Annotated in this window: 15 protein-coding genes; 4 read left to right on the top strand and 11 right to left on the bottom strand. The window is 42.5% G+C overall.

Annotated features, from left to right (window positions below; translation table 11 throughout):
* Positions 1-65 precede the first annotated feature (65 nt).
* The 5 genes from MARME_RS07525 to MARME_RS07505 form a co-directional block, all read right to left on the bottom strand.
* Entirely contained in the window at positions 66-2,024 is a 1,959-nt protein-coding gene (locus MARME_RS07525; protein ID WP_013660670.1) for a bifunctional diguanylate cyclase/phosphodiesterase, read from the bottom strand.
* A 9-nt stretch (positions 2,025-2,033) separates the two neighbouring features.
* Positions 2,034-2,684: a transglutaminase-like cysteine peptidase gene (locus MARME_RS07520; RefSeq protein ID WP_013660669.1), complete on the bottom strand. Its 651-nt coding sequence runs from the start codon at positions 2,682-2,684 to the stop codon at positions 2,034-2,036.
* 56 nt (positions 2,685-2,740) lie between these two features.
* Positions 2,741-3,025, bottom strand: a complete 285-nt coding sequence (locus MARME_RS07515) for a DUF1244 domain-containing protein (RefSeq protein WP_013660668.1) — start codon at positions 3,023-3,025, stop codon at positions 2,741-2,743.
* Positions 3,026-3,123: 98 nt separating this feature from the next.
* Positions 3,124-3,720, bottom strand: coding sequence for a tRNA-uridine aminocarboxypropyltransferase (locus MARME_RS07510; RefSeq protein WP_013660667.1), 597 nt, complete (start codon positions 3,718-3,720; stop codon positions 3,124-3,126).
* Between the two features lies 1 nt (position 3,721).
* Positions 3,722-4,447: a pyridoxine 5'-phosphate synthase gene (locus MARME_RS07505; protein WP_013660666.1), complete on the bottom strand. Its 726-nt coding sequence runs from the start codon at positions 4,445-4,447 to the stop codon at positions 3,722-3,724.
* A 173-nt stretch (positions 4,448-4,620) separates the two neighbouring features.
* Between MARME_RS07505 and MARME_RS07500 the strand changes: the two genes are divergently transcribed.
* From MARME_RS07500 to MARME_RS07490, 3 genes are all read left to right on the top strand, one after another.
* Positions 4,621-5,295: a DNA-3-methyladenine glycosylase I gene (locus MARME_RS07500; RefSeq protein WP_013660665.1), complete on the top strand. Its 675-nt coding sequence runs from the start codon at positions 4,621-4,623 to the stop codon at positions 5,293-5,295.
* Positions 5,296-5,360: 65 nt separating this feature from the next.
* On the top strand, positions 5,361-6,008 hold the full coding sequence (locus MARME_RS07495; protein WP_013660664.1) for a DsbA family oxidoreductase: 648 nt from the start codon (positions 5,361-5,363) through the stop codon (positions 6,006-6,008).
* Between the two features lie 283 nt (positions 6,009-6,291).
* Positions 6,292-6,486 (top strand): bacterioferritin-associated ferredoxin, encoded by a 195-nt coding sequence (locus MARME_RS07490; protein WP_013660663.1) that lies wholly within the window; start codon positions 6,292-6,294, stop codon positions 6,484-6,486.
* Positions 6,487-6,580: 94 nt separating this feature from the next.
* Here MARME_RS07490 and bfr (MARME_RS07485) read toward each other — a convergent pair whose 3' ends face one another.
* From bfr (MARME_RS07485) to parC, 3 genes are all read right to left on the bottom strand, one after another.
* Positions 6,581-7,051: a bacterioferritin gene (gene bfr / locus MARME_RS07485; protein ID WP_013660662.1), complete on the bottom strand. Its 471-nt coding sequence runs from the start codon at positions 7,049-7,051 to the stop codon at positions 6,581-6,583.
* Positions 7,052-7,069: 18 nt separating this feature from the next.
* Positions 7,070-7,537 carry a bacterioferritin gene (gene bfr, locus MARME_RS07480; RefSeq protein WP_013660661.1) on the bottom strand — a complete coding sequence of 156 codons (468 nt, stop codon included), beginning with the start codon at positions 7,535-7,537 and terminating at the stop codon, positions 7,070-7,072.
* 127 nt (positions 7,538-7,664) lie between these two features.
* A complete protein-coding gene (parC, locus tag MARME_RS07475) occupies positions 7,665-9,935 on the bottom strand; it encodes a DNA topoisomerase IV subunit A (RefSeq protein ID WP_013660660.1) in 2,271 nt (756 codons plus the stop codon).
* 197 nt (positions 9,936-10,132) lie between these two features.
* Between parC and MARME_RS07470 the strand changes: the two genes are divergently transcribed.
* On the top strand, positions 10,133-10,837 hold the full coding sequence (locus MARME_RS07470; protein ID WP_013660659.1) for a hypothetical protein: 705 nt from the start codon (positions 10,133-10,135) through the stop codon (positions 10,835-10,837).
* A 38-nt stretch (positions 10,838-10,875) separates the two neighbouring features.
* Here MARME_RS07470 and MARME_RS21395 read toward each other — a convergent pair whose 3' ends face one another.
* The 3 genes from MARME_RS21395 to speA all read right to left on the bottom strand — a co-directional run bounded on the left by MARME_RS21395 (position 10,876) and on the right by speA (position 15,347).
* Positions 10,876-11,685 carry a GNAT family N-acetyltransferase gene (locus MARME_RS21395; protein WP_223295020.1) on the bottom strand — a complete coding sequence of 270 codons (810 nt, stop codon included), beginning with the start codon at positions 11,683-11,685 and terminating at the stop codon, positions 10,876-10,878.
* Positions 11,686-12,114: 429 nt separating this feature from the next.
* Entirely contained in the window at positions 12,115-13,155 is a 1,041-nt protein-coding gene (locus tag MARME_RS07460; protein WP_013660657.1) for an agmatine deiminase family protein, read from the bottom strand.
* A 299-nt stretch (positions 13,156-13,454) separates the two neighbouring features.
* Positions 13,455-15,347, bottom strand: coding sequence for a biosynthetic arginine decarboxylase (gene speA / locus MARME_RS07455; protein ID WP_013660656.1), 1,893 nt, complete (start codon positions 15,345-15,347; stop codon positions 13,455-13,457).

Genomic DNA, 15,347 nt, shown 5'->3' with positions numbered 1-15,347 from the left:
ACGTTTTGTGCTTTTTTTGTAAATGAGTCAGTAACTTACCGGCTCATTTACGCAAATTAAGAATTTTATTGGATTACCATTTCCTGCGGTCTACCAATTGCGTACCCTTGCACGCTAACAATATCAAATCGTTTCAACTCATCTATCTGACTTGTCGTCTCAACCCCTGTCGCAATCACTTGTATGTTTAAGCTTCCAAACATCTTACACAACGTATGCATGAAGAAAGACTCCGCATCTTCGCCAACCGCCATCTTGGTGTATGAAGGATCTACTTTTACGTAGTCGGGCATTAAGGTCTGCAAATATTGGAAAGCGGAAAACTGCTTACCAACATTGTCTATACCAAACGTGACCTTGTGTCTCTTTAAGGTTTGCACAAGTAGGAAGGAATGATCTTCGGTCGACAGCACACTTTGCTCAGAAATCTCAAAAGCCAACTTCGACTTGATGTCTTGCGACACCCCTTCTAAAAGCACATCCAACCAAGCCACAAAAGACGGCTTCGCGTAAGCCGACGCAGACAAGTTAACAGCAAGCTGTGCGCTCGACTTTTCTTGATCTAAATAGGCTAAAACACGCTTGATAATGACCTGATCCACTTGATCACCCAAGTCAAACTGCTCAGCGAGACCGATAAAGTAACCTGCGTGATACTGCTTACCTTCATGCTCTAGGCTGGCATAGATCTCTTCGTGAAACACATTATCTAAGTCATCAAGCCCAGATACTTTTTGCTTACGCAACGTAAATGAGCTCGACTCGATTGCAGTTTCAAGCATATCACGCCATGCCATACGCCCGATCGCTAGGTCATCACCCGCTTCGCTATCGAATACTCGAACCTGATTTGATCCAGCCGTCTTAGCGGCTCGTAAAGCGGCATCAACTTGAGCCATCGCCGCTGATCTATCATCAGCCTGATCAATCAAGACCGCACCGATATTAGCAACGGACTCAGAATAACTGATTCGAGAGCTCGCAAGCTCATGCAGTGCTGCAATTGTCTCATCAACAAAATGCTTAAGTCGATCAAGGTCAATGTTAGGCAACAGTACAATAAAGTCCGCTCCCCCTAAACGCGCCAATACGGCTTCGGCAGAAGACAAGCTAACCTGACTTTGAATAATGTCGGCGGACGAACGAATAAATAAATCCGTTGCCTCATAACCTCTCTCATTATTGAGGCGACCTAAATCTGCCAAGCTTACAAGCAACAGCCCATCAACCACTCGATCGGCGTCAGAAAAATGAGCCTTTATCTGGCTATCAAAAAAGTTTCGATTGCCTAACCCACTAACGGGATCTTTAAACGCTTTTGCCTGAAGCCATTGTGCCGTTTCTGCTTCCGCCTCAAACTCTTTTTCTAACTTTTCAGCCATGCGGTTCATTGACTGAACAACTGACTTCAGTTCTCGGGTTTTGGGTAGCTTTTCCATCCGTACAAATTTACGCTGCTGAATCGCTTCCGCTTGCTTTTCCACCTCAGCCAATGGCTTAAACAACCACCGAATCATGACCCAACCAACCGCTATCGTCACCAAGCCAATAATCAGGAACGAGAGTAGTAAGCCTCGCGTCGCATTCCACAACTGAAAATAACCATAACCAGCACTTCCTGTGACGTATATTTGACCAAGCTCATTCCAACCATTTGAAACCACGGCTTTGGCTGTTGGCACCTCGAAATCAATAGAGTTTATAAACCACGCTGGCACACCCTGAATGACGGTTTGATTCGACCTTTCAACATCTGAATCCGTATCATAAACATGGACTCGAACCTTAGAAAAATAACCGCTATCAAAGACGGCATTAAGTGAACTATCGACTGACGCATAATCCTCTAATGCCATAAAGTCAGACACCTGCATACTTAGCGATGTGGCAGTGTCTTGGGTCGTTGATCGCAACTGCTCAACCAAGTAGTCTTTTGTCGTCTTAAAGTTAATGGCCATTACTACCATCAAAACAAAAGACAAGAGTATAAAAATGGTCAGCATAAGTTGCCGAAAAAGTGTCATTAGAGTCTCCTACTTTTCAAATTCCGTGAGTCGGTTATTTAAGTCAGTCCACAAGCTAAGTCTTGAGGAGCCACCTACCAACACACCTCGCCCCTTCTCTTTTGATAGCCAAAGGTTTTCAGCATTAAACGAATAAATTGGCAAAAGGTCTCTTCGCTTCGATGCAGGTTTAAGTTCTTTGTCTAAATTGTCCAGAATCACAGGGACAGAGGTAGGTTTATGATAATACGCCAACACCATGTGATGTTGATTGAGTTTCAACGCTTTAACGTAAACAAGACGTAATTTTTCGTCCGGTACGCCAAGCTCTCTAAGTGCAAAATACTTTGCTATGGTAAAATCTTCACAGTCCCCACCGCGTGTGGCGAGAAATTCGACTGGTGTTGCCCAATAATCTTTCTTCCCCCAATGATCAATATCATCAACAAAATCCATTAGGTTAAAGAAGTTATTTACGGCCTTTAATTTATCAACTATCTTGGCATTTCGGTTGTCATCAATCACTTGGCGCCATGCCAAAATACGCTTTTCGGCACGACCTCCATATTCAGAACCAATTTTTGCCGCCAAAGCACGGTACGAATCCGATATTTTCGCATAGAGGCAGTAGCTCGGCACAACCAAGACAAGGGCAAATACAATAGCCCGAAAAGAGGTCATACACTCTTCCCAGTACAAAGGGTAATAGGCAAGTTCAAAAGGCCCATTTTCACCTTCTACTTCTTATTAAACGCTTCGATCTGCTCCTGAGTAGCAGTCGTCTGATATTTGTCTTTCCATTCGGCGTAAGGCTCTCCATAGACCAGTTCACGTGCTGCCTCGTAGTTCACGTCGACTCCACGTTCTTCTGCCGCTGCAGAGTACCATTTACTTAAACAATTTCGGCAAAATCCAGCAAGATTCATCAATTCGATATTTTGAACGTCTTTGCGACTATCAAGGTGTTCTAACAATCGTCTAAACACTGCCGCTTCAATCTCTGTCTCTGTTTTATTTGTCATTCAATGCATACCTTAATTTTGTACTTTACTCTTGAGCAAGCAACAAATGTGAATGCTAAGAAGCAAGCTGCTAACTTTTCAGGTTCAACTGCTCACGTTCAATTGTGCCGGTGCTCTTTAGGCTGATCCCGCCATTGCCAATCTATGGAGCGCGCCATGAATTCGACTAAAGGCTCCAAACGAATATTATTCAACTGCTCTAAAGCATAGACGCCTGCCTCAAACGTTGACAAGTCTTCGGCCGAAGGAGCCTTACGAATACTATATACACTCTTCACAGTCTGACCAAACGTTAAAGCGGGAAACTTCTGTAAGCTCGGGTTTGAGAGTAGAATCCGCTTCGCTCGCCGCCAAGTGGCATCAATCACCACCAACGTATTAATACCAAATTTCCGATCAACATCCAGAGACTCAATAACCTCTGCATGCTCTGAAGGATGCAGTAAGGCAGTATCATCGGGCGAAAAGCCCGTCAGATAAGATGACACATCCTCATCAACCTGCACTTTAATCACTTCAATTTGTGGAAGCGCCAATGAAAGCAAACCAACCGTATTCTTGGCATGGCTCGCCTCTTTTTGATCTTGAATAATGATGACGCGTTGCGGCACTCTTGCCTGTCGTATGAACTGACAAACACACTGCCGATCAATAAAGCCACATTTATCACAATGTTGGCGCTGTCTTCCGGTCATGCTAGCTGAGCTTTTCAAGATACATTTTTACAACATTATCCCAGCCGTATTCTAGGGCTTCGACCGTCAAAGCATGTCCGATAGACACTTCCGTAATCGCTCCGTTCTCACACAGTGCTTCCACGTTACTTAGATCTAGATCATGACCCGCATTTACACCTAAACCAGCATCCAATGCAGCCTGAGCAGCATCCTGATAACGCTGTAAAACCGCAGCTCTTTCTTCTGTATCGTATTGGCTAGCGTATTCTTCCGTATATAGCTCAACCCTATCAGCCCCAACCTCTTTGGCAAGTTTCATGTTTTCAGCGATGGGATCCATAAACAAAACAACGCGAATGCCTTGAGCTTTTAGCTTTCCAATTACCGGACGCAATGCGTCCTGATCACGAGCAATATTCCAACCATGATCAGAAGTTAACTGATTTGGATCATCAGGAACGAGTGTGCACTGGTCAGGTTGAGCCTCTAAAACGACATTCAAAAATTCTTTATCTGGAAATCCTTCAATATTTAATTCTTTGCCTGGATACTTCTTAAGTAAGTTCTTTAAGTCGTGCGCATCTTTGTATGTAGCATGGCGCTGATCAGGCCTTGGATGAATCGTCACCCCAAAAGCCCCTAAATCAAGCGTTCTTTTCGCCATCTCAACCACATTTGGGTAATCTCGACCGCGAGAATTTCGTAACAAGCCAATTTTATTTAGATTCACGCTCAAGTGCGTCATATAGATTCTCTCTCGTTCCGTCCTAACTACTATAGAGGGCGATTATATGTTAAAGCGGTAGGTAGGCACACAAAAAAGTATCAGGAAGACTTATACACCTCAAGGCGTGACTCGCCACTCACTTTTAAGATGATATTATAGGTCGCACAACTTACTACCCCTGCGGAGACAGCATGAATTACGAAGCGTTTGAAAACATTTATGAACGAGCCGTCACCAGATTCACTAACGAAGAGACGTTAAAAGAGCATCTCTTCACTCCTCTTGATAAAAACGCGCTTGAGAGCATCTCGGATGATCGATGGCTATCTGCTTTTTCACAAAAAGTATTTCAATCCGGTATAAGCTGGAAAGTTGTACGCGACAAATGGCCGAATTTCGAAACCGTCTTCTTTAACTTCGATATAGAAAAAATGCTCCTGATCCACAACGAAATGTGGGAAGAGAAGGCGAAAGACACTCGTATCATTCGCCACTTGGGGAAAGTAATGACGATTAGGGATAATGCTGCCATGATTCATGAAATCGCCAAAGAGCATGGGAGCTTTTCAAACTTTGTCAGCGAATGGCCGAGCAGCAATATAGTGGAGCTCTGGCAACAACTAAAAAAACAAGGAAACAGGTTAGGTGGTAATACTGGACCTTACACCCTGAGAAGTATGGGAAAAGATTCATTCTTATTAACCAAAGATGTTGAAGGCTATTTGCGTTCCAATGGTATTATAGAGACGGGACGAGAGACAAAATCAGCGTTAGCGGCTGCGCAATCTGCATTTAATCACTGGCATGATGAATCAGGGCTACCCTATAGCCATATTAGCCAATGCATTGCTTTTGGCGTGAATTAAAATCAGAGTATTTCAACACACTCAAAACAACTCATTTGACGTTATAAATATTAATTGGAGAGATAATGGCAGATATACGCATCGATATCATTGCGGATTACGTATGCCCTTGGTGTTATTTAGGATACAACAGATTGAACCAAGCCATTGAACAACTTGGTGACGACTATAAGTTTGACCTTCGCTGGCAACCGTTCGAATTGCATCCAGAAATCCCAGCAGAAGGCGTCGACCGAGACGCCTACCTTAGCAAAAAATTCGGCAGCCAAGAAAAGCTAAATGAAGTGAGCCATGCTCTGCAACAAATCGGTCAACAAGAAGGCCTCATATTCAACTTCTCTGAAGATGATATCGTGCCTAATACTTTTTTAGCCCATCAACTTATGACGCGAGTCAAATCAAGCGAGCTAAGCACAGCAGTCGCATTAGCTTTGTTTGACGCTTACTTCGCCCAAGGCATCAACATTGGTGATAAATCTGAGCTTATAAAGATAGCGAAAGATGCAGGTGTTGGGCAGTCTGAAATAGACAATCTATTCTGCCTTGAAGATCAAGTCTTGACGGAAAAGAAACTAAAGCACCTTGGTACAATGGGGATAAACTCCGTTCCAACATATGTCGTCAATGATCAATTCATGATTCAAGGCGCACATAGCGCAGAGTCACTATTCAAAACACTATACGACATCATCGAAAACGAAGACTTATCCTAATCAGCTTTAGAAAACGGTTTATCCAAATTCAAAGCTAACCTGTTAAAAACAGCATAACATTCTGCAGTGTATGGCACAGGGAATTGAACATAACTTTTTCTCATACACTGCAGAATGCCTATACCCTTTCAGACCTTCTGATCCCCGCTTATAAAAGACCAACCTAGTAGCTTTTAAAAAAACTATTAATCCAAGAAACCAAATAGTCATTTTTTTATTGATAACCGTTATCATTCTAACTATAGTCTCAATATGATAATTTTATTGAGAGTGATTTACATTCATGTATGTATGTCTTTGTAACGGTGTAACGGATAATCAGATTAAATCTGCGGTTCAGGATGGAGCAACAACCATGCGCGAACTGTATCAAGAAACTGAAGCAGGTTCTCAGTGCGGCAAATGCTGCAAGCACGTCAAGTCGATTCTCAACGAAGAGCTGTTACAGTTAGCGGAATCCGCTGTAAAAGTGGCATAAAAAACCCGAAAAAGCCCCCTCAAATACATCACTTATTCGAGTCTTTTATTTATTACCAATAAAACCGATGCTGCCAAAAGACAGCGCATGTTAACTATTTGTCTACTTGAGACTGCAAATAGTTTTCAAGTCCAGTGCTCTTAATCAACTCTTGCTGAGTTTCTAACCAATCAATTTGCTCTTCTTGCTCTTCTTGGATCGCTTCCAAGACACCGCGACTGATGAAGTCTTGCTTTAGTTCGCACAAACCAATCGCATCAACAAGCACTTTTAGAGACTCTGTCTCAAACTCCATATTCGCTTGGATCATCTCTTGAGCATCTTCACCAATACGCAGTCTTCCGAGATCTTGCAAATTAGGCAACCCTTCCAAAAACAGTACACGCTCGATTAAGCGATCTGCATTTTTCATCTTTTGGATGGACGTTTTGTAATCAGCCTTGTCCAACTTCTCAAAACCGAAGTCTTTAAACATTCTGGCATGTAGGAAATATTGATTAATACCCACAAGCTCATTTGCCAATACTTTATTTAAATGAGAAACAACGTCTTTATCACCTTTCATATCCAGAGTCCCCTAACGTTACATCTGAGATTGATGGTAGTTTTGCATACCAATCTTATCCATAAGACCAAGCTGTTTTTCCAACCAGTAAACGTGATCTTCTTCCGTATCAAACAGAAGCTTCTCAAGCACTTCTCGAGTCTGATAGTCATTTTCTTGTTCACAAACCGCAATGGCATTACGTGCACAAGTAACAACTTCAAGCTCCAAAGTCAGATCATTTTGCATCATAGACTTAACGTTCGACCCAATAAGTAAGTCACGACGTTTGGTCATGCATGGAACACCTTCTAGAAAAAGAATGCGCTTGATCAACCAATCAGCATGATCTTTCTCTTCTTCCATTTCATGATTCAAACGGTCATATAGCTTCTGCAACCCCCAATCATCATACATTCTGGAATGAATGAAATACTGATCAATTGCAGCCAACTCATTGGCAAGCAGACCATTTAATGCGTCTATAACTTTTGCACTGCCTTTCATACTTATTCTCCTAATTGCGTGAAGCGTTTGCACACAAGTTTTCAGCATGCAAACGCACGAATTGTAGTGCCTATATGTTAAAAGTCACTACAAAAACGATTAATTTTTCGTATTGTTACAATAGTGTTTAATAACTAACCGCTTTCCCTTCGCCCTTTTTAACTTCGAGCATATCAATACGCTGGAACCCTCTTGGAAGCTTCAACCCTCTTCGGCCACGCTCCCCTACATACTCTTGGAGGTCTTTCTCAGCCAATGACAAGAAACGTTTACCTGAATGTGCAACGAGCAAATCGTTAGACTGAATCGTCGCCATCGCAATAACCAACTCTTCACGGTCAGCCGCTCTTGAAGAAGGAATACTCAGCATTTTATTGCCTTTACCTTTTGCCATTTGCGGTAAGGACTTGACACTAAACGCAAGCATACGGCCTTCATTAGAGACTACGACGACTTTATCACCTTCTGGGCTCTCCACTTTAACCGGGGAGATAACCTCTGCGTTAGACGGTAGAGAGAGCGTCGCTTTACCTGCCTTATTTTTCGCATATAAATCTTTCAGTTGTGCGACAAAACCATAACCTGCATCACTGGCTAACAGATAATGAGCCTCTTCACTATCAAGCACAGCAGCAACAATAGTCGCGCCTTTTTCTAATGAGATGCGTCCTGTTATCGGTTCCCCCTGTCCTCTCGCGGAAGGCAAAGTATGCGCTTTTAAAGAATATGTTCGCCCATTGGATGCAATCAGAACCAATGTTTGATTCGTACGCCCCTTAGCACTCAACAAAAATTCGTCGCCCGATTTGTAACTCAAACCTGTCACATCGATATCATGCCCTTTTGCAGCACGTATCCAGCCTTGCTTGGACAGTACGACGGTAACCGGGTCATTGGAGAGCAAATCCTCTTCACTAAAGGCTTGTGCTTCCTTGCGCTCTATTAGAGGCGTACGTCGTTCATCACCAAAGTCTTCGATCGCTTCTTTGATCTCTTCTGTAATGAGCTTTTTAAGTTTTCTGTCCGACCCAAGCAGTGCTTCGAGCTGTTCACGCTCTTTATTCAACTCATCTTGCTCAGACTTAATGCGCATCTCTTCAAGCTTCGCTAAATGACGAAGTTTCAGTTCAAGAATTGCTTCAGCTTGACTATCAGACAACCCAAATCGCTTAATCAGCTCTTCTTTTGGCTTATCTTCATTACGAATGATATCAATGACTTCATCGATATTGAGGAAGGCAACCAAGAGACCTTCCAAAATATGTAGACGGTTAAGTACTTTATCTAAGCGAAACTGCAGACGTTTGCGAACAACGTCAATTCGGAACGTTAGCCACTCTTTAATAAAGGCCCTTAACCCCTTAACTTGAGGCAGCCCATCCAGACCGATTACGTTCATATTAACGCGGTAAGATTTCTCTAAATCGGTCGTCGCAAACAGGTGAGTCATGACCGACTCTGTATCTACTCGGCTCGACTTAGGCACAATTACAAAGCGTGTTGGGTTTTCGTGATCAGACTCATCTCTGAGATCAACGACCATTGGCAGCTTTTTCGCCTGCATTTGAGCAGCAACTTGCTCTAATACCTTACTGCCTGATACCTGATGAGGCAGTTCATAAACAACAATTTCACCGTCTTCAATGCGATATCGCGCACGTGCTTTTACCTGACCTTTCCCTAGCTCGTACATTTTACGAAGGTCAGAACGAGACGTGATAATCTCGCCGCCTGTAGGAAAATCAGGACCTTGTACGTGCTCAAGCAACTCGTCAAGTTCGGCTTTAGGGTTATTCAATAAGTGAACGCACGCATTACCAATTTCGCGCAGGTTATGCGGAGGAACATCTGTCGCCATCCCTACCGCGATCCCCGTCGTGCCATTGAGCAATAAGTTTGGCAATCTAGCTGGCAGGACAGAAGGCTCTTTTAAAGTACCATCAAAATTGGGCACCCAATCCACGGTGCCTTGACTGACTTCTCTCAATAAAACATCGGAATATTTCGATAGTCGAGATTCGGTATAACGCATCGCCGCAAACGATTTTGGATCATCTGGCGCCCCCCAGTTACCTTGACCATCGACCAATGGGTATCGATATGAGAAAGGTTGGGCCATCAATACCATCGCTTCGTAACACGCACTGTCGCCGTGAGGGTGAAACTTACCTAGTACATCACCCACTGTCCGAGCAGATTTTTTATACTTTGCTGTAGCCTTAAGACCTAACTCACTCATTGCATACACAATGCGTCGTTGCACAGGTTTTAAACCATCGCCGATATGAGGCAATGCCCTATCCAAAATCACATACATTGAATAATTTAAGTAAGCTTTTTCGGTATATTCTTTTAATGAAAGAGTCTCATTCGACTCAAAGTTCGACAAATCACTCAAACGTCGTATCCTTTATAGATAGCTAGACTCGCACAAAGCGCTTCAATACACAGTTACATTTGAGGCCTACTATAAATAATGCAGCTCTATGCCTGCAACCTTCTATAAAAAGAATACGCAATTGAAGCTATAATCAGGTATAAAGTAGATTATAAAACAATCATATTTTGTTTTTGGACAGCAAAAGGATCAAATTCATGTCGAACGTCGTTAGCGCGTCATCCCATATAACGCACTTAATTGGTAGCCAAAGCACCAAGACGATTCTGCATAATACGCAACAGATTAAAATTAGCCTTGTCGACACGCTACAGGAAGATGCTCCTAGCCAGTTCGCTATTTATCCATGCGACTCTTTTATCTTTGTAATAGAAGGCCAACTTTTTCTCCGAACAACCGATGAAGAAAATACCCTAAAAGCACATCAAGGAAGTTGGCTCCATTACCAAAACTCGTGTCAAACGGTAACCTTATCCGCTCACGCAAAGTACTTAGTATTTGAAGTAAAAAAACAGCTTACAGACTCAGAAACACAGATGATAAAAGTAGCAAACGGACAAGCGCAAAAGCATAAAGACAAAGACGGTTTACTGCACTGGACACTTTCTGAAAGTCATGCGAGTCGCTTTGAAATGCTCTTCTTCCCACCGAACTACAAATCAGCTCGTCACTATTTTAAGAACTCTTCTCAGTTCCTTTATGGCTTGGGTAAACATGGGCATGCGGTTCAACTAAACAATGAAAAGAACGCTCCCGCAGATATCCCAGATTTTGGAATCTTCTTAAACACCAAAGAATCTTTTTCTTTCATCAACCCTAAGAAGTCGTCCATCCCCGTACTTCGCGTATTTACTCCACCACCAAAAAGTGGGCGCGTGTTCGTTTTAAAAAAGCAGGATTAGACGAAAGCGCACAAACACGTGTATTCGAGAGCTCTTCCCTAGTCTCTCATTAGTAGAGCAGTAACAATGTGATCTTCCCAAGATCCATTAATTTTAAGATAGTCCTTCGACACCCCTTCTTTTTCAAAACCAAGGCGTTTTAATACTGCCGCACTGCGGTTATTAGCAGGCATATAACTGGCTTGTATTCGATCAATACTGATCGATTTCATATATTGAATACCCGCTCTCAATGCTTCTGTCATATAACCTTGCCCTTCATACGCTTTTGAAAGGCTATACCCTAAACAACAAGACTGAAAGATCCCGCGGGAGATTGATGAAAAGTTTGTGTAAGCGATCATTTCGGTCTCATCCTTATTCAACAAACACAAGACAACGCCTTTATCCTCTAAAAACTCACGACGCATTTCTTTTACACGCAACTCGCATGTTTTTAGCGTGTAATACTCTTCGTTACGCAGAGGCTCCCACTTTGCAAGATGCTCACGCTCTTTGTTCACGAAACGATGTAATAATGCAATATTGTCGTAAGAAAGCACCTTGAGAACACCTCTAGGCGTTTCAATATAAGGGAAGCGACTCGTATTTGCCTCGATCAAATTGTCCTTCACTCTCTTTTCTTCCTTCACTTCTGCCAATTTTAAAGAGTAAGATGAGAACCAAAATTGGTTACCAATGTTGATGGTTTTTGCATGCATTGGGTGCGCCATCCACTCACGGGCGGCACTGATTGAGCTCCAGTAGGTAATCGAAATACTTTCTTCTTGACTGGTCCATTCATGCCCCAAAAAGCCGTCAAGCCCTTCAGCAAGCTCTAACACTTTTTCCGTCATTATCTTAAACATCAGGTCGTCATATAACTCCGATGTACATAAAGTGACTGAAAAATAAGGCGGGGTAGGTAAAGCAAAATTAGACATAATGTATAATTAAATCGTCAAAGATAAAGAAACAGTTTAAAAATGACACACAAGATAACTTAAAACGAGCTATAATTATCTCTGGTTGGTAATGGATGTGTCTTGGTCAACCAACCTTTCGGAAAGAGCAGCTACTTTTGCCTTCCATTAAGATTTGATCGTACATTTTTTAGATCTTCGTGCCAATAATGCTAAATCATCATCGCTCCCCCCTTTGGCTTTGATGAAAAGGACAGCAATTCAGCCCACTGTAAAGTGGGCTTTTTTTATGCCTAAAGCCCTATAACTAACAATAGCAAATAACCAAAACACCGAGCGGCCCCAAACACACTTCTCACGACGATTAAACAAGGCCTATACAGTAGGCTGCGGAGCAAGCAGAGAGTGAAGTCCACCGCCGTTTCTAAAAAATGGTAAAGCATTGATGGCTATAATATCGTGACCTGGAAATAAAGTTTCATATGCATTTAACGCTATGGTGTCGTGAGGATCATCAAATACTGGAACAAGAATTGCCCCTTTTACCGGATAGAAGTTTACATATGACAACGGCAGTGGTGTGTCATCCCACAATACCGTCATAGGCTGTGGAATTTCAACCACTTGCAGAGAGCGCCCTTGAGCATCCGAACTCATTGAAAGTATTTGCTTATTTTCTTGGAACACCGTGGCATTTGGATGACTTTCATCTTCGCTCAGCATCGTCAAAACCACCCCAGGGGACGCGAAAGAAGCAACACCACTCACATGACCTTCAAGTAAGTTGTCTCCCCATATGCCATGCTCAAGCCAAATAACTTTTTCAGCGCCTAATTCTTTTCTTAATAACGTCTCGATCTCATCATTGGTTAGGCCCTCATCCAGTTTGTCACCTATCATACTCTGCTTGGTGACAAGCAATGTTCCTTCTCCATCAGACTGTATTGACCCAAGACCATGAAGTTCATCGATACAGTCGAACGTGATGGGATCTCCACTTTTAATTGGAACACCAGAGAGCCAGTTAGTTATCGAATAAGAATCACCACTCGATTTAAACTTTTTACTCCAAGCATTGAAGTGCCAACTTCTCGCTATCAACTCCCCTTCAGACGTCTTTAAAAACAACGGCATGATATCTTTGGCCCAATTCAATTGAACTGGAAACACCTCTATATCGAGGGCCAATCCTGTTTTAACAGAGTAAAGCTCATTTACTTCATCTGCATCTTCAGGGTGAACAATAATAGTGACAGGCTCATAGTTTAAAATAGTGTCTATTAGCATCCTTAGACTTGCTTTCATTGATCCAATTTGTTCTTCCGCAGCCTCATCCTTATGTGGCCAAACAATCCAACTTCTAGCATGAGATTCCCAATCTGCGGGCAGCCGTACAATCGTATTTTCATCTACCATCTAGACTCTCTTGTTATTAGGGAAGGTACGAATAAGTCTTATGAGCTTCAGTCTTATCAGAGAAACAGCCTATCAAGGCGAGAGTGAGTAGGAATGTTGATACCTTTCAATCACTCTTAACGAAGATAGGCTGTTTCTCTGAAAGACCCAAAGGGCGAGGGCTAAACTATCTTTAATTCTTGTTAACTTTCTTGCCAATATGCTCATATTGGACGGCGAAACTTGCCTCGAATAAAGAAGAGTTATCCACACGCTGAAGCCAGTGGACTTGTTCATACCTCCCCTTAGCTAAATTAGCCTTATTTCAAGTAGGTTGTTCCTTTTAACACTTTCTTATAAGTATTAAATAAGGCTTCTTTTTCACCCTCTTCTAACAGGCTTTGCGCGATTTTCTCTTCGTAACGTTTAAACAACTCTTTGTCATTATAGCTAACATACGTCAACACATCTTGAACACTGTCACCATGTAATACATGCTCAACTTTGAAGCTATCTTCGGATAAATATACGTCAACAGAACAGGTATCACCAAACAAATTATGCAGATCACCCAAGGTCTCCTGGTACGCCCCAACCATAAAGAAACCCATTAAGTAATCTTCGTCTTTGGGTGGAGGCGGCAACGGAAGAGAAGATTCAAGCCCTTCACCATCCACATAGCGATATAAGCAACCATCTGAGTCACATGTAACGTCTTGGATTTTTCCTCGAAAGCTTGGTGCCATATCGAGCCCTTGTAATGGCAGCACAGGAAAAACTTGATCAATTCCCCATGCGTCCGGCATAGATTGGAATACAGATACGTTAACAAACAACTTCTCTGCCAACCTCTCATTTAAATCATCAATAACAGGTCTATGCGCTCGATTTCGGCTATTTAACCTAGGAAGAAGTAGGCGGCAGGCTGATAAAAACACATTCTCCGCAAGACCTCGTTGCTCCAATGTTAATTGCCCGAGGTTATACAAAGTAAGACTATCATTAAAGTCGTCAGCCAAATCATGATAAATCTCAACTAATGAGCGTTTATCCGACACCTCATTTTTTAACGCCTCATAAGATTCCCATAAACGCTGAAGCTCTGATTCGCTGTCAGATGCCGGCTTAGAAATAGGGAGATGTTCAACACCATGAGAAAACACATCAGCAATAATCATGGCATGATGGGCGGTAACTGCTCGCCCTGATTCCGAAATTATATGAGGATGCGGCAAATTATATTGCTCACAGATATTATGAAACGCAAACACCACGTTGTTCGCGTATTCACTTATACTGTAGTTCGCACTGTAAGCACTTTGACTGCGGGTTCCTTCGTAATCAACCCCCAAGCCACCGCCGACATCAACCCATTGGATATTAACCCCCATTAAGTGCAGTTCAGAATAATAACGAGCGCACTCTTTAAGGCTATTTTGAATGTCTCGAATACGAGTTATTTGAGACCCCAAATGAAAATGAATCAGCTCAAGGCAGTGAACCATATTCTGGTTTTTTAGAAGTTGAACCGACCTCAAAAGCTGCGATGTTGTTAATCCAAACTTAGACTTCTCACCACCACTGTTCCCCCAATGCGTCGAGCAGGTAGAAGCCAGACGAATACGTATTCCAATTCGAGGCGAGACATCTAGTCGTTTTGCTTCCTCTATAATCCATTCGAGTTCATGAAACTTTTCAACCACGAGAAACACTTGATGGCCCATTTTTTCAGCCATTAACGCTAAATGAATGAACTCTTTGTCCTTATAACCATTACAAACAATGATGCCATCGGCACTTTGATGCATTGCCAAAACAGCCATCAGCTCAGGTTTACTACCCGCTTCTAAACCCACTTTAGATGCATTGTCAGGTCGGCAGCTGGTGATTTCTTCAACCACCCTTCTCTGCTGGTTTACCTTTATAGGGTAAACAATCGCATAATCTGCCTTGTACTGATAATGGTCAATCGCGTCACAAAACGATTGTGTAATTCGTTCAATACGAGAATGAAGGATATCTGGGAAGCGAACCAAGCAAGGATAAGAGACATTTTGCTCCTTTAACGCTTTCGCCAGCTCGGTTAAATCGACTTGTTGCTTTTTATTTGGCAGCGCCGTGACGCACCCTTTATCATTAATTGAGAAAAAGCCACCGCTCCAATGATCCACATTGTACAGCTCAATTGAATCCTTCACAGACCACTGTTTCAT

Source organism: Marinomonas mediterranea MMB-1 (assembly GCF_000192865.1).
Lineage (GTDB): Bacteria > Pseudomonadota > Gammaproteobacteria > Pseudomonadales > Marinomonadaceae > Marinomonas > Marinomonas mediterranea.
The sequence above is the reverse complement of the archived record's forward strand: the minus strand, read 5'-3'. Positions and strand labels throughout refer to the sequence as shown.

What these genes read in the sequence shown, in the direction of transcription:
- MARME_RS07490 (WP_013660663.1), top strand. Translation starts at nt 6,292, where the DNA reads ATGTATGTATGTCTTTGTAACGGTGTAACGGATAATCAGATTAAATCT.
- MARME_RS07520 (WP_013660669.1), bottom strand. Translation starts at nt 2,684, where the DNA reads ATGACCTCTTTTCGGGCTATTGTATTTGCCCTTGTCTTGGTTGTGCCG.
- speA (WP_013660656.1), bottom strand. Translation starts at nt 15,347, where the DNA reads ATGAAACAGTGGTCTGTGAAGGATTCAATTGAGCTGTACAATGTGGAT.
- MARME_RS07525 (WP_013660670.1), bottom strand. Translation starts at nt 2,024, where the DNA reads ATGACACTTTTTCGGCAACTTATGCTGACCATTTTTATACTCTTGTCT.
- MARME_RS07505 (WP_013660666.1), bottom strand. Translation starts at nt 4,447, where the DNA reads ATGACGCACTTGAGCGTGAATCTAAATAAAATTGGCTTGTTACGAAAT.
- MARME_RS07510 (WP_013660667.1), bottom strand. Translation starts at nt 3,720, where the DNA reads ATGACCGGAAGACAGCGCCAACATTGTGATAAATGTGGCTTTATTGAT.
- MARME_RS07515 (WP_013660668.1), bottom strand. Translation starts at nt 3,025, where the DNA reads ATGACAAATAAAACAGAGACAGAGATTGAAGCGGCAGTGTTTAGACGA.
- MARME_RS07470 (WP_013660659.1), top strand. Translation starts at nt 10,133, where the DNA reads ATGTCGAACGTCGTTAGCGCGTCATCCCATATAACGCACTTAATTGGT.
- bfr (WP_013660661.1), bottom strand. Translation starts at nt 7,537, where the DNA reads ATGAAAGGCAGTGCAAAAGTTATAGACGCATTAAATGGTCTGCTTGCC.
- MARME_RS07500 (WP_013660665.1), top strand. Translation starts at nt 4,621, where the DNA reads ATGAATTACGAAGCGTTTGAAAACATTTATGAACGAGCCGTCACCAGA.
- MARME_RS21395 (WP_223295020.1), bottom strand. Translation starts at nt 11,685, where the DNA reads ATGTTTAAGATAATGACGGAAAAAGTGTTAGAGCTTGCTGAAGGGCTT.
- MARME_RS07495 (WP_013660664.1), top strand. Translation starts at nt 5,361, where the DNA reads ATGGCAGATATACGCATCGATATCATTGCGGATTACGTATGCCCTTGG.
- bfr (WP_013660662.1), bottom strand. Translation starts at nt 7,051, where the DNA reads ATGAAAGGTGATAAAGACGTTGTTTCTCATTTAAATAAAGTATTGGCA.
- MARME_RS07460 (WP_013660657.1), bottom strand. Translation starts at nt 13,155, where the DNA reads ATGGTAGATGAAAATACGATTGTACGGCTGCCCGCAGATTGGGAATCT.